This is a genomic window from Desulfosarcina variabilis str. Montpellier, assembly GCF_048565275.1.
In the GTDB taxonomy this organism is placed as follows: Bacteria; Desulfobacterota; Desulfobacteria; order Desulfobacterales; family Desulfosarcinaceae; genus Desulfosarcina; species Desulfosarcina variabilis.
On the sequence record NZ_CP159846.1, the window covers coordinates 6,526,905 to 6,550,876 of the forward strand.

Sequence of the window (23,972 nt, forward strand, 5' to 3'; positions counted from 1 at the left end):
TATGCATATCGATAATGAATGGGAGCGGTGAAGAAAAGTGGCCTTATCGTTGAAGCGGTTGTTCTCTGAAGCGATCGATCAGCTCGGTCATGTCTTCGGGAAGCGGCGCTTCAATGTTCAGCACGTTTCCATTGACCGGGTGTGCAAACTGCAGTTTCCAGGCATGCAGCATCTGGCGTGTGATCGCTTCGGTAAGAATGGCCATGTCAGGGTTTAGCTGCGCCAGACGCTTTCGATCTCCACGCCGGCAATAGACGGGGTCGCCAATTAGCGGATGTCCAATGGCCGTGCAGTGAACGCGGATCTGGTGGGTGCGACCGGTTCGGATGTCGAGTTCCAGCAAGCTGGCGCCGTTGTACCGCTCACGAACCTGCCAGAAGGTCAGGGCCGTGCGGGGTGTCCGTGTGTTCACAGACATTTTTTTGCGGTCCTGGGGATGCCGGCCGATGGGAAGTTCGACGCTGCCACGATCCATCGTCGGCACGCCGAAAACCAATGCCAGATAATGTTTACGGATCAGGCGCGATTTAAACTGGTTTGACAGGTGGTGAATAGCAAGGTCGGTCTTGGCGACTACCAGTGCACCAGAGGTATCTTTATCCAAACGGTGAACGATTCCCGGTCGCAAACTGCCGCATATACCGGCCAGATCCGAACAATGATGCATCAACGCGTTGACCAGGGTTCCCTGGGCATGACCGGGGGCGGGGTGAACAACCATGCCGGGCGCCTTGTTGACCACCAGGATCTCATCATCCTCGTAAAGAATATCGATTTGAATATCTTGCGCTTGGACATTCGTCTCTTCCGGTGGATCAATCGTTCCGGTGACATGTTCCCCGGCCTTGAGCACATAGCCGGGCTTCTTGACCACACCATTGACAGTAACTTTTTGTTTACGAATCAATGAAGCGGCAAATGAACGGGAGCAATGCTCGACGTTGTCGGCCACCCCCCAGTCCAATCGACTACCGGCGTGGGCGGAATCAACGATAAAGGTAAAAGACGTTGGCAGGTCAGACATGGAAACAAAGGCTTATTTTACTTAAGCCTCGTCTTCGGATTTGAACAGGTCCTCGATCTCCTTGATAACGGCCTTTTCGCTTTTATTTTTTGCGGTGGACAGTTCCTTGACCAGCAGATTCTGGGCGGTATCGTATAATTTGCGTTCGCCAAACGAGAGATCTTTGGTGTTCTTTAAAAGAGAAAGATCCCGAAACACCTCGGCAACTTCAAACAGAGAGCCGGTTTTGATCTTTTCCATATACTCCCGATATCGCCGGTTCCAGGTTTGATTATCGATGGGCTGCTCATGGCGGGAACTCATCACCTCGAAAATTTTCGGGATATCCTTCTTCTGGATTACATCTCTGAGCCCGACGGATTCGACATTCCAGGTGGGAATCATGATCACCATGGCATTTTCAATGATCTTCATGATGTAAAAATCGTGTTCTTCTCCATTAACGACTTTGGTTTCAATGGCTTCAATGCGACCGACGCCGTGAGCCGGATAAACGGCAAGATCACCGACCTTGAATCGCTTTTGTGCTGTTGAACCTTTTGAGCCGTCCTTAACCGATTTATCTGCCATGTGAGTACCAAAAATCAAAAGGTTAGACCACTATGAGCGGGCTGTTCTCCCGATGCCGCGATCATGATTACAGGCGCAACGTTTCCCATTCAATTCCGCTTTAAAATGCTCCAATCGCCTGCCAGTCGGAGCAAAGAATAACCATACGGAATAGCAAAATATACCATTGCAACGGTCAATAATCAATAAAAAAAGGATTGGCGCCAATCGGCGCCAATCCTAATTATGAATTCCTCATATTGCGGACGAGTCCGCGCTATGTGGCAATGACTACATCAGGAACGGAACCATCAGCAGAGCCACAACGTTGAGGATTTTGATCATCGGGTTGACGGCGGGGCCGGCGGTATCCTTGTAGGGGTCGCCGACGGTGTCACCGGTAACGGCGGCTTTGTGAGCGTCAGAGCCCTTGCCACCCAGGTGTCCGTCTTCGATGTATTTTTTGGCGTTGTCCCAAGCGGCACCACCAGTGGTCATGGACAGGGCCACGAACACACCAGTAACGATGGAACCGATGAGCAGTCCACCCAGAGCGATTTTGCCCAGCAGGAAGCCGACCAGCAGCGGAGCGACAACCGGCAGCAGTGCGGGAACCAGCATCTCTTTGAGGGCGAACTTGGTGACGATGTCAACACATGCACCGTAATCCGGTTTTGCAGTACCTTCCATGATGCCCGGGATTTCGCGGAACTGACGGCGAACTTCCTCGACCACGGCGCCACCGGCGTTACCAACAGCTTTCATGGCGATGGAAGCGAACAGGTAGGGCAGCAGACCGCCGATGAACAGGCCGATAATAACATTGACGTCGGACAGATCGAACTTGATCGCCTTCTCGGCACCATGCATCTGGAACTCGATCACGTAGGCAGCGAACAGAACCAGCGCGGCCAGACCGGCGGAACCGATGGCGTAACCCTTGGTAACGGCCTTGGTGGTGTTACCGACTGCATCCAGGGGATCGGTGACAGCGCGGACGCTCTCATCCATCTCAGCCATTTCGGCGATACCACCGGCATTGTCGGTGATGGGGCCGTAAGCATCAATGGCGATAACCATACCGGTCATGGAGAGCATGGACATAGCGGCCATGGCGATGCCGTACAGGCCGGCAAAGTTGTAAGCCAAAAGAATGGACAGACAAATGGCCAGAACCGGAGCAGCAGTGGCCTGCATGGAGACGGCCAGACCGGCGATGATGTTGGTGCCATGTCCGGTGGTGGAGGCTTCGGCAATGCTTTTCACAGGGCTGTAAATACCGGTATAGTACTCTGTGATGATAACGATAACCACGGTCAGTATCAGGCCGATCAGGGAGCAGTAGTAAATCTGCATAGCGGTGATGTCACCCAGGTCAGTCATGAACTTGTTGCAGGCATAGTAAAAAGCGACGGCAGCCAGAATGGCGGAGCCAAACATGCCTTTGTAAAGGGCGCCCATGATGTAGCCGCCGCTGCCCAGACGGACAAAGAAAACGGCGATCATCGAGGCGATGATGGAGATGGCGCCGAGGATCAGCGGGAACTCAGTGGCCATTTGGATCTTGGGAAACAGCAGATGGCCGATCAACATGGCGGCCACAGCGGTAACAGCGTAGGTCTCGAACAGGTCAGCGGCCATACCGGCGCAGTCACCGACGTTGTCACCCACGTTATCGGCAATGGTGGCCGGGTTACGGGGATCGTCCTCGGGGATACCGGCTTCGACCTTACCCACCAGGTCTGCGCCAACGTCGGCGCCCTTGGTGAAGATACCGCCGCCCAGACGGGCAAAGATAGAGATCAGGCTGCCACCAAAACCGAGAGCGACCAGGGCAATAACATCATGGGTAGCGGTGTAGTAACCAGCCACTGAAGTCAGGGCCAGGCCGGCAACGATCATACCGGTAACAGAGCCGCCTTTGAAAGCCATGGCCAGACCTGCTGACATGCCTTTTTTGGCAGCTTCAGCCGTACGCACATTGGCCAGTACGGAAACCCGCATGCCGATGTAACCAGCCATAAAAGAAGCCACGGCGCCAATTAAAAAACCCATAGCGGTTTTGGCGCCCATGGTAAAAAAGATAACGGCAAAAATGATGATACCTGCGATGCCCATGCTTTTCAGCTGACGGTTCAGGTAAGCGATGGCGCCTTCCTGAATAGCACCGGCAATGGCTTGCATTTTTTCGTCACCGGCCGGAGCGCCTTTAACGATGCCTGCAAGGATAATCGAGAAGAGAACACCAGCAACACCGACAAATGTGCATACGAGCGGTATGTTGTTCATTACACCTTCCATTCTTTCCTCCATTCCGAGTTGGGTTAAATCCTGATTTTCCGATTAAACCGATTCATAGCTTCCTTTGCGCCGTTGCAAAGGATCACTTCCACAGCCTCGAGAGCCTGTGCCAGATAACGTTCCAGCGCCGGATATTGATTGTCATCAAATTCGCCGAGAACGTGATCTACCACCCCAATGCCAGCTTCGGGCCGCCCGACGCCCATTCGCACCCTTACAAATCCATCGGTCCCCAGGGCGTCAATCAGAGACCTTAGTCCATTGTGTCCGCCATCCCCCCCTTTCTTTTTGATTTTCACTCTTTCATAAGCAAGGTCAATGTCATCGTGGATGACGACCATATCCTCGCAGTAGACCCCATATGTGCGGATGATGTTAGTTACCGGTTCACCGGAACGGTTCATGTAAGCCATTGGCTTGGCCGCCAACACCTGGATACCGGCAATTTCCCCGCTGAACAGCTGTGCGTTCAACCGGTTGCCGAGATCGTTTAGCCCATATTGCCGGACCAATCGATCAACAACCATGAATCCGATATTGTGACGCGTCTTGGCATATACCGGCCCAGGGTTACCCAGGCCGATAATCAAATGCTTTCGTTTATCTGGCATCATATCGATGGCCGCTATTTCAGTCCTAAGAACCCACGGCCATCCGATTTAGTCGTCAGGTTTGCCGGCGCCCGATGCGCCGCGATTACAAAACTCGAGAAAAGAACACGAAATGAATAACTACTCGCTGGCTGATTCTTCAGTAGCCTCAGCCCCTTCGCTGACTTCACCTTCTTCACCTTCTTCACCCTCTTCTTCTTCAGCCGCTTCGGCTTTTGTACTGAGGATGGTCAAGATGGTGAAATTTACATCTGCAGGCACTTCGATATTTTCATCTAGTTGAAGTTCTTCAACGTGAAAGGAATCACCGATATCAAGGTCAGTGATATCAATGGAAATATTCTCGGGGATCTGATCAGGCAGGCAAAGGACTTCCAGTTCTCTGCGAATGATCTGCAGCATGCCCCCCATCTCAATACCTTTGCATATCCCCGTGGTGGTTACGGGAACCATTACTTTGATTTTCTGATCCATGGATACTTCGTAAAGGTCCAGGTGAAGCAGTTTCTGGGAAACCGGATGCCGCTGCACCTCTTTAATCATCACATTGCAACCTTTTCCGCCTCCCTCAACTTCCAGTTTCAAGAGTTTCTGGGCCACGGCCCCAGACTTGAAAATCGGGTCCAGGTCTAACTTCTCAATGCTTAATTTTACCGGATCTGCCTTCGGACCATACAAAATAGCCGGCACTTTTCCTTCCCGCCGCAATTCTCTGGCAGGACCGTTTCCCACGCGTTCACGTGGGGTTGCTTTTAGGTTCATTATTTCCAACGATCTGTTCCTCCTTGAAATTATTACACAAACAGAGATGTTACCGAATCCCCAGTGTAACTTCGAATAATGGCTTCCCCGACCAGATTGGAAATGGAAAGCACTTTGATTTTATCGCAAGCCGCTGCTTTTTCATTAAGGGGAATGGTATCCGTGCAAACGATACTGGTAATAGGCGACGCGTTGATACGATCGACAGCGGGACCCGAAAGCACCGGATGGGCACAACAGGCATGAACTTCTCGGGCACCTTTCTCCATAATGGCATTGACCGCTTCAGTCAGCGTTCCGGCGGTATCGATCATGTCATCTTGAATGATTACCGTTTTATTGGTCACATCGCCGATGACCGCCATGGCTTGGGCCTTGTTGGGTGCCGAGCGTCGTTTGTCCACGATTGCCAAACCGGCATTCATCCGTTTGGCAAATGCGCGGGCGCGTTCCACACCGCCGGCGTCAGGGGAAACGATAACCAGATCATTGTTGAAATTGGCTTTGATATACTCGAGCAACACGGGAGCAGCGTAGAGATTGTCAACCGGGATATTAAAAAAGCCCTGTATCTGACCGGCATGAAGATCCATCGTGATCACGCGAGTGGCACCGGACGTGGTCAACAAATCCGCCACCAGTTTGGCGCTGATGGGAACACGGGGGGCAACTTTTTTATCCTGACGCGCATAGCCGTAGTAGGGTATCACGGCGGTAATTCGACGCGCCGATGCCCGCTTGAGGGCGTCGATCATAAGCAACAGTTCAACAAGGTTGTCATTCACTGGATGGCAAGTGGATTGAATGACGAACACATCCTTGGTCCGTACATTTTCGTCAATTTCAATCTGGATTTCACCGTCACTGAACCGTTTGATAATCGCACCGCACAGGGGTTTGTCCAAATACTGGCTAATCTTATCTGATAGATCAGGGTTGGAATTGCCTGAAAATATGCAGAAATTATTTTCTTTTGGTGACACTTTTGAAATGCTACTCCTGTTTGTAAATGTGGCTGGGGCGGGAGGATTCGAACCTCCGAATGCAGGAACCAAAATCCTGTGTCTTAGCCACTTGACGACGCCCCAGTAAAACGAATTATCCGATGATCCAAGCTATCTGTTTAGTTTGTCAAAAGATTGGCCACAATAACCGTCCATGCCTGGTTTTGAGACCTGCTGCACAAGGTTTGATAAGCGATGTCAGCTTGCTCAGCGTCGAGGAACAGTCCGAATACCGTTGAACCACTGCCTGACATCATGGCACCCGCTGCGCCGTTTGCTAAAAGCAATCCTTTTATCTTGCTGATAACCGGAAGCGCGCGCTGCGTGACGGGTTCCAGATCATTGACCAGGTGCTTGTCAATATTGAAAAACCGGCCATCAAAGTGAAAATTACTAAGTTTTTTTTCGTCTTTTGTCAATCTTAAATTCAGATTTTTGTATACCCAGGCAGTGGATACCGAAGCATTGGGATAAACCAGTACCGCTGTATAGGGAAACAGGTCGGAAAAGGCTTCCAAGCGATCGCCAATTCCCTTGGCGACGGCAGGACCGCCGCGGATAAAAAAAGGGATGTCAGCACCGATTCGCGCCCCGACGCGCTGAAGCTCAGCGGTAGACAAAGGGGCACCCCAATGACCGTTGAGCGCCTTTAAAACCGCGGCAGCATCACTGCTTCCGCCCCCCAACCCGGCCCCGACGGGGATCTGTTTTTGAATATCAATCTGTACCCCGGTATCACCGGCCGGCGGCTCGGCAAAGGCGGCGTTGAAAAAGTGCGCCGCCGCGCGCACGACCAAATTGGTCGAATCTTCCGGCACATCTGGATGCGTACAGGAAACGGATATCTCCGGTTGGCCGAACGTCAACGTCAATGTATCGTACAATCCCACCGGACACATCAGCGAATGCAGATCATGATACCCATCGGGCCGTTTACCGATGATGCGTAGAAACAGATTGATTTTCGCCGGCGCCTTGATGACGAGCGGATCCATGGCAAATTTTGTCTTGCGCCTTTCTATTGCTTTTCTTTCACATAGAGAATCCGCAGGTCATATAAAATATTCTTGATCATTGCGGCTTCGTCGGCAGTCAGGTTGCCGCGCGTCTTTTCTTCAAGCATGGAAATCACATCGATGGTCTGCTTGGCCAACGGCAGATTCTTGGTATTTTGACCGGTCATTGGGTCTTCCATCATTCCCAACTGTACCAGTGCAGAAGAATTGAGGGAAAAAATGAATGTTGCGAAATTGATGGCCGGAAGCGGTGCCTCGGTTTTATCCGCCCGTTGATCCTGCTGCTTTTCATCTGTCATGGACAAAACTCCTCGAAACGATGGGATCCAGATTCGGCGCCGGTGGCTGCTGATATCAGCCGATCCGGCAGTTTAAAACTCCAGCGGCGTGACCGTCTTGACAAGCGACAGTTGCCGCATTTCCTCCACCACATCCTCAGGAATCGGCGTATCGGTCGTCAGAAAAATGATGTTGCGATCCCCCTCTTCTTCCTGCCCCACCTGCATTCTGCCAATATTGATATTGTGGCGTCCCAGGGTTGTACCGATTTCACCAATGGAACCGGGTTTGTCGATATTTTGAATCAGCGCCATGTGACCGTGGGGGATCATCTCCAGACGAAATTTATCGATTTTGACGATCCGTGGATCTTTTCTGCCGAAGATCGTACCGGAGGCCACACTGCTCATTTCGGTGGTAATGGCCCGCACCGTAATCTGATTGACATAATAATCGGATTCGGCGCTGTTGGTTTCCGTTACTTTGATCCCCCGCTGCTGAGCCATCACCTGGGCGTTGACATAGTTCACGTCATCCTTGACCACGGGCGTAAGAATTCCCTTGAGCACCGCCGTGGACACAGGCGACAAATCGAGATCTTTAAAGTCACCATGGAACTCAACCACCACTTCTTTGATGGGACCTCGCACCAGCTGCGCCTGAAGGCATCCCATACGTTCCGCCAGGGTCAGGTAGGGACCGACTTTTTCCAGCACCTCGCCGGTCACCGACGGCATGTTCACCGCATTTACGACCGTGCCTGCGGTAAGAAAATCGATAATTTGGCGGGCAACCGCTACAGCCACATTGGTCTGGGCTTCACGGGTGGATGCACCTAAATGGGGGGTACAGATCACATGCTCGTGAACAACCAGGGGCGATTGCCCCGGTGGTTCGGTTTCAAACACATCCAGCGCAGCCCCGGCAACAATACCGGATTCAAGGGCATCCAGCAGATCCGCCTCGTTAACGATCCCTCCCCGGGCGCAGTTGATGACCATCACCCCGGGTTTCATTTTTTCAAAGGCCGCCTTGTTGATCATACCGATGGTGTTTTTCAATTTTGGAACATGCACGGTGATGTAATCGGACCGCTCGTATAAGGTATCCAGATCCACACTATCGAAACCGGCTTTTTCAATCTGTTCGGGGGTGACGTATGGGTCATGAATGATCACATTCATTTTCAGCCCACGGGCCCGGTCCGCAACAATGGCGCCGATTTTACCAAAACCGATGATCCCCAGTACTTTATTGTATAGTTCCCGCCCTTGAAGTTTTTTCTTTTCCCAGCGGCCTTCGCGCAGGGTTGCCGTTCCTGTAGGGATATTGCGCGTCAAGGCCAGCATCATGGCAACGGCATGCTCTGCCGTGGTGACCACGTTACCGGTGGGCGTATTCATCACCACCACCCCCTGCTGGGTAGCGGCCGGAATATCCACGTTGTCCAAACCGATGCCGGCCCTGCCCACCACTTTCAGCCGTGTTGCCGCCTGAAGCAGATCGGCCGTCACTTTGGTAGCACTGCGAATGACCAGGGCATCATAATCGGCGATGATCGCTTTCAGCTCCTCGGCATCCAAGCCGGTGTTAACATCCACATCAATACCAGGCGCTTCTTCGAACATGCGGATTCCATCTTCACCTAGATTGTCGCTGACCAGCACTTTCATTGATGCCACCCTTTACTTTTTTCATGGTTGATGGTTCATTTACATCCACGATTTTTTTGCCATCCGTACTAAAAAAGACGCATAGATTTTATTTTTTACGATAGCGGGAAATCACCCGATTCAACGAGAGGTAAAAACACACAACTGAATAAGACACAGTCATTTGCCGGCGCATATTAGTTAAAACCGAGCCAACATTCAACCCATAATTTGGAAAGGTGAGTCGTTTTCTTTTTGTCTCGGCAATTTAGATATAGTCGGAAATGGCGTTTTGCTCGTTTTCAAGAATGGGGCGCCAGGTAATCGTGTAAGTAATGTCGGTATCCCGGTAATAAGGGTCAAACACGGCGACGAACAGTTGATCCGGTAGGTCAGGAAACGCTTCGATCCATATCAAATCGTCGACGTTGATATCAAAATCGCTGCAAATGCGTTTTCCCAGGCTTTCGGCGCAACTTGCCTTGAAAATGCCACCAGAATTGCGGACGGCCAGCACCGCATATCGGCGGATATGGGGATGGGATGGATCACCCGATGAGAAGTCGATGATTTTGACTTGCCAAGCGCAAGCATAGGCCGGGCTCGATCCTGGATCTTCTTTACGTGACAACGTATACGTCCCGTCAAATAAAAGCATCGTTATGTTCCTCCATCGGTCTTCATTGCGCCCAGTGTAAAAGATCCAGGAGGCATGGGCAACCGTTTTGTCGTGATTCATATCGAAACAACGTTTTTCCCAACGCGGCTTGCCAGGAACAATTCGACGAAAGGCTTGACGCCTCATTACAATTAATGGTATTAGATTTGATTTTTGTTGACTGTATTTGGAGTCAACGATCCTTGCTCCGGCCAAGGGGCCGGGGCTATTTAACCCACAAGGAGGTTTTATGAGACGGTATGAAACGATTGTCATTATTGACCCAGACTTATCGAAGGAGGCGGAAGCGCCGATCCTCGACCGGGTCAACGATCTGATCCCCCAATTTAGCGGGACCCTGATCGAAACTGATGACTGGGGCATCAGAAAGCTGGCCTATGACATCAAAAAGAAAAACCGGGGTCATTATGTAAGGTTTGACTTTTGTGGTGATGGGGCATTGGTTCAGGAAATGGAACGTTTTTTCAAAATCGACGATAAAGTCATGAAGTTCATGACGGTCCTTTTGGATGAAGACGCCGATTTGGATGCCATCCAGGCTGAGATGGCCGAAAAAGCGTCAAGCGGTGATCAGGCCGAAGCAGAGGCAACGGAAGAAAAAGCCGAGACATCCGATGCATCCGAAGATGACAGCGAACCTGAAAAAACTGAAGAAAAGGAGTAACCCATGGCCTTTGCAAAGCCCCGCCCGAGAAGAAAGAAAAGAAGAATATTTCATCGCCGCAAAGTTTGTCGCTTCTGTGCGGATCAAAGCCTGGTAATTGATTACAAAGACCCCAAATCACTGAAATACTTTATTACCGAACGGGGAAAAATTATCCCCAGGCGTATTTCGGGTACCTGCGCCAAGCATCAGCGGGCCCTGACCCATGCCATTAAACGGGCGCGCACCATCGCCCTGTTGCCCTACGCAGGAAGCTTCGACCTTTAGGCCGTCAAGGCACCACGGCGTTGTTGGCATGCCCTAACTTTTGGAGAAATGGATGGCCCTGTTGCCATTGCAAAATCTAATATCGAAAGATATCGCCACAGGGGTAATGGCCGTTTTGGCCATTTTCTCTCTATCGGTGTTTTTACCCATTGTTGGGTTTATTTTCTCCTTGTTTATTCCTTTGCCCATTGTTTTTTATCGGGCGAAACTGGGCAGGCGACCTGGGGCGGCCGTTGTGCTGATTGCCGTTGCGTTGATGGCCCTTGTTTTCGGTGGCTTTTCCATTGACCTGCTTTTTTTTGCAGGACTCATGCTGCTGGGCTTTGTCATGGGGGAAATGTTCGAAAAGCCGCTATCCGTTGAGATGACCATTGGTGCCACCAGTGCGATTGTGCTAGGCGCCGGCCTGGTCGGTGTTTTGCTTTACAGCATTGCCAGTCAAACGGGTATGATGGCGCTGGTGTCGGCCTATGTGGCAACCAATTTGGAGTTGTCGCTCAAGCTTTACGAAGGCCTTGGCATTCCCCAGGAAAGCATTGACGCCATCGCCAACGCATCGGAGCGCATCCAATATGTGCTGGTACGGATCATGCCCTCGATCATGGCGGCATCCACCCTGTTTGTGGCCTGGATCAATTTGATTGTCGTTCGGCCGTTGATGCTTCGCAAGGAGCTGGCCTTTCCCGATTTTGGTTGTCTCAATCACTGGCGTGCACCGGATCCATTAATTTGGGGCGTCATCGCCTGTGGTGTGATCATGCTTACACCGGCAACGGGAATTCGGCTGCTCGGTATCAACGGCCTTTTGGTACTGCTGACGGTCTATTTCATGCAGGGCATTGCCATTTTGTCGTTTTATTTCGAAAAAAAGGGCCTGCCGCGTTTCGTCAGGGTGGTCTTGTACACGATGATCGCTTTTCAACAATTATTTCTGTTGGTCGTCATCGGCATCGGTCTATTTGATATGTGGGTCAATTTCAGGAAAATTGACACCAACAAGCACAAAACAGACCTGCCCTCTTAACGCGCAAGGCAGGTTTTTGGAGGATCATAAATGAAAGTCATACTAAAAGAAACCATCAGTTCATTAGGCATTATCGGCAGTGAAGTCAGCGTGGCCGATGGGTATGCCCGCAACTACCTGTTGCCCCAGGGCAAGGCGGTGCCGGCAACCCCCCAGCAGCGCAAGCTGTTGGAACAGGAAAAAGCAAAATTTGAACTTCAGATCGCCAAGGAAAAAGAGTTCGCCCAGGAAATGGCCAGCCGCCTTGAAGCCGTTTCCGTAACCATTGCATCCAAGGTTCACGAAGCGGATAAACTCTACGGCTCCATAAAGGTCCGCGATATCATCGATGCCCTGAAAAAGCAGGAAATCGAGGTGGAAAAACGGATGGTGTTGCTGACTGAACCCATTAAAACCATCGGCATCTTCAAAGTGCCGATCCGTGTGTATCAAGGGGTCAAACCGGAGATCACCGTGGAAGTCGTTCCCGAAGAAGCCTAATCGAAAACAAGCTGCCGGGAGTCGGCCACCCCCACTTGAAAAGACTCCCGGCGCTTTTTTTAAGAAATCGTCCATGCCCGATAGCCATCCCAAGGCGTCCCAAGGCCAGTTTGCCAACAAACTTCCTCCGCAAAGCATCGAGGCGGAGGAATCGATCCTCAGCGCCGTTTTACTCGACAACAATGCCCTGATCGATATTGTCGAGATTCTTTCCGCTGACGATTTTTACAAGACGGCCCATCAAATCATATTCACGGCCATCGAAGCGTTGTATGCCAAAAGTGAACCCGTGGATCTGGTCACCTTGTCCAATATTCTGCGGGAAATGGACAGCCTGGAAAAAATCGGGGGGGCCGCGTACCTGGCCCGCCTGGTGGATACCGTTCCCATGGCGGTCAATGCCCGTCACTATGCGCGCATCATCCGTGACAAATCCCTGTTACGGCGTCTTGTGGAGCGGTCCAACGCCATCACCCAGCGATGTTTTGAAGATAGCGGCAACGTCGATGCCATTGTCGAGTTTGCCCAAAGCGCAATCTTTGAAATTTCCGAGGACAAACCGTCCCAGGCCTTTGCCCCGATCAGCAAAATCATCGAGACCAATATCGATGCGCTGGAAGAGCGGCAAGGCAACCGCTCTCTGGTGACCGGGGTAACAACGGGGTTTTCAAAGCTCGATTCGCTGACATCCGGTTTTCAGAACTCCGACCTGATCATTCTGGCCGCCCGTCCGGCCATGGGAAAGACCGCATTTGCCTTGAATATGGCCAGAAATGCCGCCATCGAAGGCGGGGTCCCGGTGGCCATTTTCTCCCTTGAAATGTCCAAAGAGCAGCTGTCCATGCGCATGCTGTGTGCCGAAGCAAGAGTCGACTCATCGCGGATTCGCAGCGGTTTTTTAAACCAGGACGACTGGAATCGCATCACCGATGCTGCCGGCCGGCTCACCGAAGCCCCGATCTTTATCGATGACTCACCGGATATTTCAACCACCTCGATTCGAACCAAATCCATGCGCATGAAAATGGACAAGGGACTGGGGCTGATCATCATCGACTATCTTCAGCTCATGCGCGGCGATGCCAAAATTGAACGACGCGATCTGGAAATCTCGGATATTTCGCGTTCATTGAAAATCCTGGCCAAAGAACTCAATCTGCCGGTCATCGCGCTTTCCCAGCTCAACCGAAAATTGGAGGAGCGCAGCGACAAGCGGCCGCAGTTATCAGATCTCAGGGAATCGGGCGCGTTGGAGCAGGATGCCGACCTGGTGGCATTTATTTATCGCGATGAGGTGTACAATCGGGATGAGAACAATCCCCAACGGGGCACGGCCGAAATTATCCTGGCCAAACAGCGCAACGGCCCCACCGGCGTTGCCCCCCTGGCATTTCTAAAGTCTTATACCCGTTTCGAGAATCTGGCCACTGAATGAAATCTTTATCCGGCAGTCTTCTGGGACTCAAAACCAGTCAGATCAAGCGCCTGGAAAAGCTGGGTCATCGCCGCGTGCCCCCCCGGGCCATCGTTTCCCACGAGCTGTGCCGGGACATGTGCCGTCTGAGTAATGAAATCGGCCGTCAGATCGGCCTGCTCATCGACCGCACGGGCAAAATCGTACAAGTGCTGGCCGGAGAGGTCGATCGCATTCTCATTCCTGATCTTCGGGAATACCGTCTGGCACCGGACCGGTTGCGCGGACTGCGCTGTGTGCACACCCATCTGGACCTCACGCCCCTGACCCAGGACGATCTGACTGACCTGGCCCTGCTGCGCCTGGACCTGATGGCCGTGGTCACCACCCAATCCGACGGGACGCCGGGCAACGTGTACTGGGCCCATATCCTTCCCGGTGCCAGCGATACGGCCCCCTATCAGATCATGGACCCATTGCCGACTTTTCGCACCGACATCGGCTGCGCGGATCTGATTCAGGCCCTGGAAACCGAACTGTCCAGAAAAAAGGCGGATACCATCAGGCGCGAAGGCGCCGAACGGGCACTGCTGGTCAGTGTTTTCAGCGGCCCCCGCAAGGTGGCCATGGACTCGTTGGATGAACTCATGGAGTTGACCCGCACCGCCTCGATCGACATCATCGATACCATTTTGCAGCAACGCAAGAAAGCCGACCCGCGGTTTTTGATGGGCAGCGGCAAACTGGATGAACTGTCCATCACGGCGCTGCATCGGGGAGCCACCCTGATCATTTTTGACCAGGAGCTCAACCCCTCCCAGATTCGATCCATAGCCGACCGCATCGAAATCAAAGTCATTGATCGAACCCAGCTGATCCTGGACATCTTTGCCCAGCGGGCCAAGAGCCGGGAGGGCAAACTCCAAGTGGAACTGGCCCAGCTGAAATACATTCTTCCCCGACTGGTGACCAAAGACACGGCCATGTCCCGACTGACCGGCGGGATCGGCGGCCGCGGCCCTGGCGAAACCCGTCTGGAGATCAACCGCCGGCGGGCACGGGAGCGAATCCGGCGTCTGGAAAGCGCCATTGCCACCGTGCAAAAGAACCGTTTTCAACAACGTCGCCAACGGAGCAAAAAAGGGCTGCCGATTCTATCCATTATCGGATACACCAATGCCGGAAAATCCACCCTGCTCAATCAGCTGACCCAAAGCCGGGTGCTGGCCGAGGACAAGCTTTTCGCCACCCTGGATCCATCCAGCCGGCGAATGCGCTTTCCGCGTGATGTTGAAGTGATCATCACCGACACGGTGGGATTTATCCGCGATCTGCCCAAAGAGCTGATGGCCGCCTTCAAGGCCACCCTGGAAGAGCTTGAAAATGCCGACCTGCTGCTGCATGTGATCGACATCAGCAACCCTCGCCATCAGGCACAGATCCGCTCCGTGGAATCCATTCTTGATGAACTGGGCCTGCATTCCATCCCCACCATTCGGGTGCTCAATAAGATCGATCAGGTGCCGCCCGACGTTTTGGAAAGCCTGACCCAACGGCTTGACGGCATTCCGGTCAGTGCCCTGGATCGGTCAACCTTCAGCCCCCTGATCAGTGAATTGCAAAAGGCCGTGGAGCACCTCTGATCACCCTCCCAAATAAACAAACAAAATAATAATATTAGACAGTTATGAATCGTTCTGACAATTGCAGTTGACAGGATGATACAAAAATTTGTAAACGTATTCTCTTATGGACATGGAACGTATCAAAAATGTCGGCATCGCGGCAGCATCCAAGGGCGGTAAAATCCTGCGGGATCATTACGGCCGGCTGCGGTCTGTGCGTAAAAAAGGGACCATCGATCTGGTAACCGATGCGGACGTGCAATCGGAAGCGGCCATCATCGAGACCATCACCAAGGCCTTTCCCGATCATGCCATTTTGGCCGAGGAAAGTGGTGATCACCAAGGCCGTGGCGGACGCTGGATTATCGACCCGCTGGATGGGACGACCAACTTTGCCCATGGGCTGCGCCAGTTCTGCGTGTCCATCGCTTTTGCCAGCGATGATGAGATCCTGGTCGGCATTGTCCTGGCGCCTTTGTTAGACGAGCTGTTCATCGGCATCAGGGGCCAAGGCGCAGCGCTTAACGGGACGCCCATCGCCGTCTCATCGACCCGGACCTTGGTCGACAGTTTGCTGGTCACGGGATTTCCTTACGATCATCATACTATTTTTGATGCGTTGATGCGCCGTTTTAGCGACTGTTTGAAGGCCACTCAGGGCGTACGTCGCTTGGGGGCTGCGGCCCTGGATCTTTGTTATGTGGCCAGCGGTCGTTTTGATGGATTTTGGGAGCAGCATCTCAACCCCTGGGATACGGCGGCTGGATATGTCTTGGCCAGCGAAGCGGGTGCCCGAACCACGGATTTCTCAAACGCGCCCTACTCTATTTTTGAAAAAGAAATTGTGTGTACCAATGGCATCATTCATGACGAACTGATTCATTTACTCGAGCATAAGGATTAGCCCATGACATCGGAGCAGGATGTGGAATTGTTTCTGGATCAATATGTTGGCTGTTTTGGGGGGTTTCGTAAGGATGATCCAATCTGTCAAAAGCGCTGCGCCCTTAATTTACGCTGCGCTATTGAGCAGGAACGCAACGAACGCTTTGAAATCCTGGAAGAGTTGGTTGCTGCCGATGGAATGATGATCAAGGTCAATTAGCATTGGGCCATTGCTCCAAGGATGGTTATTGGCCAACCGCCCGCACCTTTCCTTTAGGCCGGCATCTGTGAGGGGGGCACCCATTCGGGGAAGATTTTCCCTGGGTTCAAGAGCCCCAATGGATCGAAGGCCGTTTTAATGCGCCGCATCAACTGGATCGAGTCGGAACTCAACTCTTTTTTCAGGTACGGCGCTTTTGTAATGCCAACCCCATGTTCACCTGATATTGTCCCGCCTAGCTGCAACGTGTAGTCAAACAGCGCGTCCACTGCCGCATGGGCCTTTTTCACAGCCGTCGGATCGGACTTATCCAGCATGATATTAAAATGAATATTTCCATCGCCGGCGTGGCCGAAGGCCACCATAATCAGTCCGGTTTGCTGCCTCAATTCATCGATCTTGGTCACCAGGTCTGGAATCCGGTTTCGCGGAACCACAATGTCTTCATTGATTTTGTGGGGTGCCAGCTTAAAAAGCGCGGGTGACAGGGCTTTTCGTGCCTGCCAGAGTTGCGCGGCCTGGGCTTCGTCATCGGCGATGGAAACAACACGCGCCCCCATACGGCGGCTTTCCGCTTCCAAATTCCTGGCAATGGCTTTGATGTCGGACTTGTTTCCATCGACTTCCATCAACAGCAACGCCCCGGCATCCACAGGCAGTCCTAAATGCAGGTAGTCTTCCGCCAGGCCGATGGCGGTGTGGTCCATGAATTCAATGGTTCGGGGAACATGGGGATGGCGAACAAATTGGGCCACGGCCCTGGCGGCACGGTCCATGCTCTCAAAGGCCGCGGTGAGGGTCATCACGGATTCAGGCAACGGCAAAAGCCTGACCGTTGCTTCGGTAATCATGGCCAGGGTTCCTTCGGAGCCCACGATCAGACGCGTGAGATCGTAGCCAACCACCCCTTTGGCGGTTTCTACACCGGTACGGACGATCTCGCCGGTGGGCAACACCACTTCCAGTCCCCGCACGTAATCCCGGGTGACCCCGTATTTTACGGCTTTGGGACCGCCGGCACATTCAGCCAGATTCCCGCCCATGGTGGAAAAAGCGGCACTGGACGGATCCGGCGGATAAAAGAGACCAAGCTTTTTGACATGATCTTGAAATACAGCGGTGATCACACCGGGCTGGATACGGGCTATCAAATTTTCCTGGTCGACCGACAGGATGCGGTTCATCCGGTTAAAAACAACGACCATCCCCCCCTTGACGGGCAGGGCGCCACCGGTCATCCCTGAACCGCCCCCCCGGGGAATCACCGGAATCCGGTAATCCGCCGCGGCTTGCATGATCCCGGCGACCTCGGCAGTGGTAGCGGGAAAGACCACCACATCAGGCAGATAAACGGCAGCCGTGCCGTCATAGGCGTAACATAAACGATCTTCCTTGTGCACCGAAAGGTGGGATTGACCAACAATGCCCTGCAATTGGTCTAAAAAATCGTGTGAGATATCCATGGATGTCCTGAACCAATCAGGATTTGCCTTTTTCCAATCGATCCGAAAGAAATTCCACATGCTTTTGCATCGGACCGTTTTCCTTAACCCCTTTTTCGACAACTTTCAGGGCGTGAAGCGCTGTGGCATGATAGCGGTTAAAGCTTCTGCTGATGACTTGCAGGGAATGATCGGTATAACGCCGGGAGAGGTACATGGCCACCTGTCGCGGGCGGACAATGGCCTGCCGCCGGGAACGAGAAGTGAGATCGGTCAGGGTGACGTTATAGTATCTGCACACCAGGCGCTTGATCGAATCCAGTGTGATATTTGCCCGTGACGTGATCATGTTTTCGACCACGCTCCGGGCAAGCGCGATATCCGCCTCCGCACTAAGCAGCGAGGCTTTGGCGGTGACCCCGATCAAACCGCTTTTCAGTTGGCGGACATCCTCCATCAGTTCTGATGCCAAATATTGAAAAACCTCTTCTGAGAGGGTGTACCCCTCGGACAAAGCCGCCTGTTTTAAAATCCGCAACCGGGTTTTATAGTCCGGCGTATCGATTTTTGTAATCAGGCCGCAACACAGCCGGGACTTCAAATTCTCATTAAGCTTGGGAATTTCCGATGGTGGATAACAACTGGAGTAAATGATTTTCTTGTTGGCGTTCATCAATGACTCCAGTGTATTCGAAAGCTCTTCCTGGGTGCCTTTTTTACCGCTTAAAAAATGGACATTTTCCAGCAGCAACACATCACAATTCTTGCGGTATTTCTCTTTGAACCCATGAATGTTGCTATTGCGGTAGGATTCGGTCATCTCACTCATAAAATCTTCCGCCGTGATGTAATACACCCGCTGAGTGGGAAAGGCACTGAGAATATGATGTCCCACGGCTTGAGAAAGATGGCTTTTGCCAAGGCCGGTCTTGGAATGCAGGTAAAGGGCGTTCTGATGCCTCTGGTTTTGGGCAGCCAGGGACAAGGCGGCAGAATAGGCAAAGTCGCTGTTTTTTCCAACAACAAATTGATCGAAGGTATAGTCCCCGCGCAGTAATTGCCCGCTGGTGGATGGCGGATCGATTTCCGGCAGTTTAAGTTGTTGTTGTTGTTGTTGTTGCTGTTGCTGACTGGCCTGCGTCTTCTTTCCGGGTTGAGAATTACCGACTTCGTATCGGATCGTCAGTTTTTTGCCCGCCGCCCGGAAAATACTCTTTTCCAGCAAATGGCCATAATGCTCGATTACCCGTTTTCTGGAAAAAAGGTTTGGGCAGGTTAAGACAAGGGTGTCACCGTCGTTTTCCTGGAATTGGATTGGATCGATCCACATGCGGTAACAGTGGCCAGGAATTTCTTCCTTAATTAAAGATTTTACAGAGGCCCAAATTCCGTCCATTTATTAAATAAATCCCCTTCAACAATCTTACGAATGCAAACGCTTTATGGCTACATTCAACCGTTGGTTTAAAAATGGGTTATTTTGGTCAAATACCTGAGGTTATCAGAAAGGCTGTCGCCAGAATCCGCGACTGGTCAAATATTTACAGATGAGGCCGCCAAGAGTCAATATCAAAGAATGCGGGTTACTGTTTTTGTTAACACGATTCTAACATTACATGATATTTTCTTTTATTTCAGATACTTTTCCTTTATCTACCAAGCAACTACTTTGAAATACAAGGCTTTTTCATCCTCGTCTTTATCCATAAGCATTTTAATGGGATCTGAAGGTATGCACCATATCCGGCCAAACTGTCAAGCTCCGTTTTTCTGCGATTTTTTCGATTTTGCTCGTATTTCTATTTTTTTCATTTTTGTTAAGGTTTTCTCAGGGGGATCACCAAATCGCCGCGGATGCTACATATCACTACTGCCATTGACAAGCAATATCACACTGGATCGCCGTGTTTTTCCACACCACGAAATGGATTTACAAACCGAGCAGGGCTGAGTATGATAATAACTCAGTTTTTATCAGACACATCAATCCCAGGTCAGTAACCAATGAAAGATTTACACTTACCGCTTGTGGCGATCACCATGGGTGATCCGGTGGGGATCGGCCCTGAAATCATCTCCAAAGCCCTTTGCGATCCGCGAATTAAAAACTGTTGCCAGCCGGTTGTCTACGGGGATGCCAGGCGTCTGAAAGCGGGCGCCTTGTTAGCTCCTATGGACCGAGCCGTTGAAGAAATTGCCTCAATCCATGATGCCCGCTGCGATGCACACACCCTATGCGTGGTCAACCCCCATCCAGTGGATACGGACAATCTAGCGTGGGGGCACCCCAGTGCCGCCTCGGGAGCGGCAATGGCCGCCTATCTCGAAGCGGCCATCGACGATGCACTGGCCGGTCGCATCTCAGCCATTGCCACCGGCCCCATCAATAAATACGCGTTAAAAATGGCCAATATCCATTTTAACGGGCATACGGAAATTCTGGCGCATCGGACCGGCACGCAAAAATACGCCATGATGCTGGCCGGCCCGCGACTCAAGGTGGTCCTGGCCACGATCCATATCCGACTCAAGCAGGTCTCTAAAGCCCTTTCGGAGGAAATGATCACCACCGTTATCGCCCTGACCGATGCGGCGCTGAAGACCCGCTTCGGCCTTGCCTCTCCACGCATCGCCGTCGCCGGCCTCAATCCCCACGCCGGGGAGTCCGGCCTGTTCGGTGATGAGGAAACACGCGTGATTGCCCCGGCCATTGAATCCAGTGCCTCGCAAGGTATATTGGCCAGTGGCCCGCATCCGCCGGACACCATCTTCTACAGGGCGTCCCAAGGAGAATTTGATGCCGTGGTGGCCATGTATCATGATCAGGGGCTGGGACCATTTAAAATGGTCCACTTCGATGACGGCGTCAATACAACCCTGGGACTGCCTATCATTCGCACGTCCGTCGATCATGGGACGGCCTATGACATTGCCGGCAAAGGCATTGCCTCGGCTGAAAGCATGGTGGCGGCCATCACCATGGCGGCCGGTCAGGCTAGGTGCCTGAACCGGCAAAAAGACCAGGCAAGCATTTGATCAGATATCTTTAGCGCAATAAAAAGATTAGTGTTAAGTGTAAAGTTTTAAGTGTTAAGTGAATGTATTCTATCTTTTTTTACAAAATCAGATCCGATCCGCCACTTAACACTTTAAACTTAACACTTAACATACTCATTGGTGAACCCAATCGATACAATTGTCATTCAAGGTGCCAGGCAGCACAATCTCAAAGACATCAGCCTCGACTTGCCCCGCAACCAGTTGGTGGTCATCACCGGGCTGTCCGGATCCGGCAAAACCACGCTGGCCTTTGATACGCTTTACGCCGAGGGTCAGCGCCGCTATGTCGAATCCCTGTCAACCTATGCCCGGCAGTTTCTGGAGCGATTGCAAAAACCCGATGTGGATCTGATCGAAGGCCTGTCACCGGCCATTGCCATCGAACAAAAAACCGCCATTCACAATCCGCGTTCGACGGTGGGAACCGTAACCGAAATTTATGATTTCATCCGCCTGCTCTATGCCAGGGCCGGCACGGCCCATTGCTACCAATGCGGCCGTCCCATCGTTTCCCAAACCATCGACGAAATGGTCGAAGCGGTCATGCAGCAGCCCGATGGGGCTCGGCTGATGGTGTTGGCCCCGATTGCCGTACCGTCTTCCGGCAGCACCAAAGAACTTCTCAAGCGCCTGCGCAAGGACGGTTTCGCCCGCATTCGCGTCAAGGGGAAAATCCGTGATCTGGAAACCGTCACGGATCTGCCGGCACCGCCGCCCCAGGTGATCGAAGTCGTGATCGACCGGTTGATCCTCGGTGAGAAAATTCGTAACCGTCTGGCCGACTCCATGGAACTGGCCATCGCCCGGTCCGAGGGACGCGTGGAAGTGGTGTTTATCGGCAAAACCATGGATGAGGTCAAATTGTGCCTGCGCTTCAGCGAAAAAGCCACCTGCCTGCGTTGCGGGATCAGCTATCCGGAGCTGTCACCAGCCAGTTTCTCATTCAATTCTCCCCATGGCGCCTGCCCGGACTGTGACGGGCTGGGCGTTAAGCGCGGATTTTCTCCCCAAAAAATTGTCCCCAACCCCGAGCTCAGCCTGAGAGAAGGCGCGGTAAAGGTTTGGGCCCATCGCCAATCCGTGGCCTTTGGTGATTTCCTGGAGGACCTGACCGCCTTTTACGGCGTGGATATCTATACCCCGTACCAGGATCTGCCCGACACATTCAAAACCGCATTGATGTATGGCTCTAATGACCAGGCGATTCCTTTCACCAGCCAGGAATCCGGTGGCCAAGGCAAGGTTCTGCGACCGTTTGAAGGCATTATCCCCCAATTGAAAAAGCAGTACGCGGATGCCTCATCGAGTGCGGACAAACGATCTTTAAGCGACTATCTGGCCGACACGGTCTGTGACACCTGCAAGGGCTCACGCTTGCGCATTGAAAGCCGCCACATTAAAATCAACCATTTTTCCATTGCCGATTTGACCGCCCAATCCATCGGCGCGTTAAAGGACTTTTTCACCGCTTTTCGGCCCGACGGCCAGCGGGGCCTGATCTCGGCCAAAATTGTCGCCGAAATTACCACGCGCCTTTCATTTCTGGCAGACGTAGGGCTCTCATATCTGACCCTGGACCGGCCCGCCCATACCCTTTCCGGTGGTGAAAGCCAGCGCATCCGGCTAGCCACCCAGATCGGATCAAAACTGACCGGCGTGCTCTACGTGCTCGATGAGCCCAGCATCGGGCTTCATCAGCGTGACAACCAACGCCTGCTGGCCACGCTGACCCATATGCGCGACATGGGCAATTCGGTTCTGGTGGTGGAGCATGATGAAGACACCATTCTTGCCGCCGACCACGTGGTGGACATGGGCCCCGGCGCCGGCATCGACGGCGGCCATGTGGTCTTCCAGGGCGCACCCGCGGCAATGCTCAAGGATGCGCAATCGCTGACCGGCAAGTACCTGTCCGGCCGGCTGAGCATTGCCGTACCGAATAGGCGCCGGCCGATCAATCGCGGAGCAATCCGCGTCCATGGCGCCTGCCAGAATAACCTGAAAAACATTGATGTCGCGTTTCCGCTGGGCGTATTGACCTGCGTCACCGGGGTGTCCGGATCAGGCAAGTCCACCTTGGTTCTGGAAACCCTCTATCGGGCCACCCTGCGTCATTTGCAGCGGCTCCATCTGGCCGCTGGGGCACACACGGGTATCACCGGCCTGGAGCACATCAACAAGGTCATCGATATCGACCAGTCCCCCATCGGCAAAACCCCCCGCTCCAATCCCGGCACCTACACCGGCGTGCTGGCGCCGATCCGGGAACTGTTCAGCCGCACCCCCGAGGCGCGCATGCGAGGGTACAAACCCGGCCGCTTCAGCTTCAACATTCGCGGGGGTCGCTGTGAAGCCTGCGAAGGGGACGGCATCATTCGCATTGAGATGCATTTTCTGCCGGATGTCTATGTCCCCTGCGACATCTGCAAGGGCAAGCGCTACAACCGGGAGACATTGGAAATCCATTACAAGGGCAAAACCATCGCCGATGTCCTGGCCATGACCGTCAACCAGGGCCTGGCCATGTTTCAGAACATCGAGGTGATCCGTTCCAAACTGCAGACCCTGGCCGATGTCGGGCTGGGGTACGTTCCCATGGGCCAATCGGCCACCACCCTTTCAGGCGGTGAAGCCCAGCGCATCAAACTGGCCCGTGAACTGAGCAAGCGGGCCACGGGAAATACGCTCTACATCCTGGATGAACCCACCACCGGACTGCACCCGGACGACATCCGCAAACTGCTGGACGTCCTGGGCCGCCTGGTGGATGCCGGCAACACCGTGGTGGTCATCGAGCACAATCTGGATGTGATCAAAACCGCCGATTACGTCATTGATCTGGGACCCGAAGGGGGCGAGGCCGGTGGCCGGGTGGTGGCGGCCGGCACGCCGGAGCAGATCTGCCGGGCACCCGAATCCCATACGGGCCGCTACTTAAAAAAGGTCATTTAAAATAGGTACTGCTGCGATAAAAAAAAAGGCCGCTGCTGACGCAGCGGCCTTTTTTATGGGCG

22 protein-coding genes and 1 tRNA gene are annotated in these 23,972 nt (G+C 52.8%); 10 read left to right on the forward strand and 13 right to left on the reverse strand.

All coding sequences use genetic code 11. The features are described 5' to 3' along the window. Nucleotides 1-43: 43 nt before the first annotated feature. The 11 genes from Dvar_RS29580 to Dvar_RS29630 all read right to left on the reverse strand — a co-directional run bounded on the left by Dvar_RS29580 (nucleotide 44) and on the right by Dvar_RS29630 (nucleotide 9,856). Complete coding sequence (locus tag Dvar_RS29580) at nucleotides 44-1,024, reverse strand: RluA family pseudouridine synthase (RefSeq protein ID WP_419656724.1); 981 nt, start codon at nucleotides 1,022-1,024, stop codon at nucleotides 44-46. 21 nt (nucleotides 1,025-1,045) lie between these two features. Then, nucleotides 1,046-1,594 (reverse strand): CarD family transcriptional regulator, encoded by a 549-nt coding sequence (locus Dvar_RS29585; RefSeq protein ID WP_419656725.1) that lies wholly within the window; start codon nucleotides 1,592-1,594, stop codon nucleotides 1,046-1,048. A gap of 270 nt (nucleotides 1,595-1,864) precedes the next feature. Next, nucleotides 1,865-3,862, reverse strand: coding sequence for a sodium-translocating pyrophosphatase (locus Dvar_RS29590; protein WP_419656726.1), 1,998 nt, complete (start codon nucleotides 3,860-3,862; stop codon nucleotides 1,865-1,867). A gap of 35 nt (nucleotides 3,863-3,897) precedes the next feature. After that, entirely contained in the window at nucleotides 3,898-4,488 is a 591-nt protein-coding gene (gene pth / locus Dvar_RS29595) for an aminoacyl-tRNA hydrolase (protein WP_419656727.1), read from the reverse strand. 117 nt (nucleotides 4,489-4,605) lie between these two features. Beyond that, nucleotides 4,606-5,247, reverse strand: a complete 642-nt coding sequence (locus Dvar_RS29600) for a 50S ribosomal protein L25/general stress protein Ctc (RefSeq protein ID WP_419656728.1) — start codon at nucleotides 5,245-5,247, stop codon at nucleotides 4,606-4,608. 32 nt (nucleotides 5,248-5,279) lie between these two features. Beyond that, nucleotides 5,280-6,230, reverse strand: a complete 951-nt coding sequence (locus tag Dvar_RS29605) for a ribose-phosphate diphosphokinase (protein WP_419656729.1) — start codon at nucleotides 6,228-6,230, stop codon at nucleotides 5,280-5,282. Between the two features lie 29 nt (nucleotides 6,231-6,259). Then, nucleotides 6,260-6,335: transfer RNA gene (locus Dvar_RS29610), tRNA-Gln, on the reverse strand. A 35-nt stretch (nucleotides 6,336-6,370) separates the two neighbouring features. Then, nucleotides 6,371-7,246 carry a 4-(cytidine 5'-diphospho)-2-C-methyl-D-erythritol kinase gene (gene ispE / locus Dvar_RS29615; RefSeq protein WP_419656730.1) on the reverse strand — a complete coding sequence of 292 codons (876 nt, stop codon included), beginning with the start codon at nucleotides 7,244-7,246 and terminating at the stop codon, nucleotides 6,371-6,373. 23 nt (nucleotides 7,247-7,269) lie between these two features. Next, nucleotides 7,270-7,566, reverse strand: coding sequence for a DUF1844 domain-containing protein (locus Dvar_RS29620; protein WP_419656731.1), 297 nt, complete (start codon nucleotides 7,564-7,566; stop codon nucleotides 7,270-7,272). A gap of 72 nt (nucleotides 7,567-7,638) precedes the next feature. Further along, complete coding sequence (gene serA, locus Dvar_RS29625; protein ID WP_419656732.1) at nucleotides 7,639-9,219, reverse strand: phosphoglycerate dehydrogenase; 1,581 nt, start codon at nucleotides 9,217-9,219, stop codon at nucleotides 7,639-7,641. Nucleotides 9,220-9,466: 247 nt separating this feature from the next. After that, on the reverse strand, nucleotides 9,467-9,856 hold the full coding sequence (locus Dvar_RS29630) for a hypothetical protein (protein WP_419656733.1): 390 nt from the start codon (nucleotides 9,854-9,856) through the stop codon (nucleotides 9,467-9,469). 250 nt (nucleotides 9,857-10,106) lie between these two features. Between Dvar_RS29630 and rpsF the strand changes: the two genes are divergently transcribed. The 8 genes from rpsF to Dvar_RS29670 all read left to right on the forward strand — a co-directional run bounded on the left by rpsF (nucleotide 10,107) and on the right by Dvar_RS29670 (nucleotide 16,456). Then, on the forward strand, nucleotides 10,107-10,541 hold the full coding sequence (gene rpsF / locus Dvar_RS29635) for a 30S ribosomal protein S6 (RefSeq protein WP_419656734.1): 435 nt from the start codon (nucleotides 10,107-10,109) through the stop codon (nucleotides 10,539-10,541). Nucleotides 10,542-10,544: 3 nt separating this feature from the next. After that, on the forward strand, nucleotides 10,545-10,808 hold the full coding sequence (gene rpsR, locus Dvar_RS29640) for a 30S ribosomal protein S18 (protein ID WP_419656735.1): 264 nt from the start codon (nucleotides 10,545-10,547) through the stop codon (nucleotides 10,806-10,808). Nucleotides 10,809-10,860: 52 nt separating this feature from the next. Next, a complete protein-coding gene (locus Dvar_RS29645; RefSeq protein ID WP_419656736.1) occupies nucleotides 10,861-11,832 on the forward strand; it encodes a YybS family protein in 972 nt (323 codons plus the stop codon). 30 nt (nucleotides 11,833-11,862) lie between these two features. Next, nucleotides 11,863-12,312, forward strand: a complete 450-nt coding sequence (gene rplI, locus Dvar_RS29650) for a 50S ribosomal protein L9 (RefSeq protein WP_419656737.1) — start codon at nucleotides 11,863-11,865, stop codon at nucleotides 12,310-12,312. Nucleotides 12,313-12,385: 73 nt separating this feature from the next. Further along, complete coding sequence (gene dnaB / locus Dvar_RS29655) at nucleotides 12,386-13,747, forward strand: replicative DNA helicase (protein ID WP_419656738.1); 1,362 nt, start codon at nucleotides 12,386-12,388, stop codon at nucleotides 13,745-13,747. Next, complete coding sequence (gene hflX, locus Dvar_RS29660) at nucleotides 13,744-15,369, forward strand: GTPase HflX (protein WP_419656739.1); 1,626 nt, start codon at nucleotides 13,744-13,746, stop codon at nucleotides 15,367-15,369. The genes dnaB and hflX overlap by 4 nt, the downstream gene beginning before the upstream one ends. A gap of 112 nt (nucleotides 15,370-15,481) precedes the next feature. Beyond that, nucleotides 15,482-16,255 (forward strand): inositol monophosphatase family protein, encoded by a 774-nt coding sequence (locus Dvar_RS29665; protein WP_419656740.1) that lies wholly within the window; start codon nucleotides 15,482-15,484, stop codon nucleotides 16,253-16,255. A gap of 3 nt (nucleotides 16,256-16,258) precedes the next feature. Further along, on the forward strand, nucleotides 16,259-16,456 hold the full coding sequence (locus tag Dvar_RS29670; protein WP_419656741.1) for a hypothetical protein: 198 nt from the start codon (nucleotides 16,259-16,261) through the stop codon (nucleotides 16,454-16,456). A gap of 53 nt (nucleotides 16,457-16,509) precedes the next feature. Here the strand turns inward: Dvar_RS29670 and Dvar_RS29675 are convergent, their stop codons facing one another. Continuing rightward, entirely contained in the window at nucleotides 16,510-17,919 is a 1,410-nt protein-coding gene (locus Dvar_RS29675) for an FAD-binding oxidoreductase (protein WP_419656742.1), read from the reverse strand. A 16-nt stretch (nucleotides 17,920-17,935) separates the two neighbouring features. After that, nucleotides 17,936-19,294, reverse strand: a complete 1,359-nt coding sequence (gene dnaA / locus Dvar_RS29680; RefSeq protein WP_419656743.1) for a chromosomal replication initiator protein DnaA — start codon at nucleotides 19,292-19,294, stop codon at nucleotides 17,936-17,938. Between the two features lie 608 nt (nucleotides 19,295-19,902). On the opposite strand from dnaA, the gene pdxA reads away from it, so the two are divergent. Together pdxA and uvrA are read left to right on the forward strand one after the other, a co-directional pair. Further along, the gene (gene pdxA / locus Dvar_RS29685) at nucleotides 19,903-20,934 is read left to right on the forward strand and encodes a 4-hydroxythreonine-4-phosphate dehydrogenase PdxA (protein WP_419656744.1); all 1,032 of its coding nucleotides are present in this window, start codon (nucleotides 19,903-19,905) and stop codon (nucleotides 20,932-20,934) included. Nucleotides 20,935-21,075: 141 nt separating this feature from the next. After that, entirely contained in the window at nucleotides 21,076-23,910 is a 2,835-nt protein-coding gene (gene uvrA / locus Dvar_RS29690; protein ID WP_419656745.1) for an excinuclease ABC subunit UvrA, read from the forward strand. The last annotated feature ends 62 nt before the right edge of the window (nucleotides 23,911-23,972 follow it).

Coding starts and splice junctions, on each gene's coding strand:
- Dvar_RS29620 (WP_419656731.1), bottom strand. CDS start 7,566: ATGACAGATGAAAAGCAGCAGGATCAACGGGCGGATAAAACCGAGGCA.
- Dvar_RS29630 (WP_419656733.1), bottom strand. CDS start 9,856: ATGCTTTTATTTGACGGGACGTATACGTTGTCACGTAAAGAAGATCCA.
- dnaB (WP_419656738.1), top strand. CDS start 12,386: ATGCCCGATAGCCATCCCAAGGCGTCCCAAGGCCAGTTTGCCAACAAA.
- ispE (WP_419656730.1), bottom strand. CDS start 7,246: ATGGATCCGCTCGTCATCAAGGCGCCGGCGAAAATCAATCTGTTTCTA.
- Dvar_RS29590 (WP_419656726.1), bottom strand. CDS start 3,862: ATGAACAACATACCGCTCGTATGCACATTTGTCGGTGTTGCTGGTGTT.
- Dvar_RS29665 (WP_419656740.1), top strand. CDS start 15,482: ATGGAACGTATCAAAAATGTCGGCATCGCGGCAGCATCCAAGGGCGGT.
- rplI (WP_419656737.1), top strand. CDS start 11,863: ATGAAAGTCATACTAAAAGAAACCATCAGTTCATTAGGCATTATCGGC.
- serA (WP_419656732.1), bottom strand. CDS start 9,219: ATGAAAGTGCTGGTCAGCGACAATCTAGGTGAAGATGGAATCCGCATG.
- pth (WP_419656727.1), bottom strand. CDS start 4,488: ATGATGCCAGATAAACGAAAGCATTTGATTATCGGCCTGGGTAACCCT.
- Dvar_RS29645 (WP_419656736.1), top strand. CDS start 10,861: ATGGCCCTGTTGCCATTGCAAAATCTAATATCGAAAGATATCGCCACA.
- rpsR (WP_419656735.1), top strand. CDS start 10,545: ATGGCCTTTGCAAAGCCCCGCCCGAGAAGAAAGAAAAGAAGAATATTT.
- Dvar_RS29675 (WP_419656742.1), bottom strand. CDS start 17,919: ATGGATATCTCACACGATTTTTTAGACCAATTGCAGGGCATTGTTGGT.
- Dvar_RS29670 (WP_419656741.1), top strand. CDS start 16,259: ATGACATCGGAGCAGGATGTGGAATTGTTTCTGGATCAATATGTTGGC.
- Dvar_RS29600 (WP_419656728.1), bottom strand. CDS start 5,247: ATGAACCTAAAAGCAACCCCACGTGAACGCGTGGGAAACGGTCCTGCC.
- pdxA (WP_419656744.1), top strand. CDS start 19,903: ATGAAAGATTTACACTTACCGCTTGTGGCGATCACCATGGGTGATCCG.
- hflX (WP_419656739.1), top strand. CDS start 13,744: ATGAAATCTTTATCCGGCAGTCTTCTGGGACTCAAAACCAGTCAGATC.
- dnaA (WP_419656743.1), bottom strand. CDS start 19,294: ATGGACGGAATTTGGGCCTCTGTAAAATCTTTAATTAAGGAAGAAATT.
- Dvar_RS29580 (WP_419656724.1), bottom strand. CDS start 1,024: ATGTCTGACCTGCCAACGTCTTTTACCTTTATCGTTGATTCCGCCCAC.
- rpsF (WP_419656734.1), top strand. CDS start 10,107: ATGAGACGGTATGAAACGATTGTCATTATTGACCCAGACTTATCGAAG.
- Dvar_RS29585 (WP_419656725.1), bottom strand. CDS start 1,594: ATGGCAGATAAATCGGTTAAGGACGGCTCAAAAGGTTCAACAGCACAA.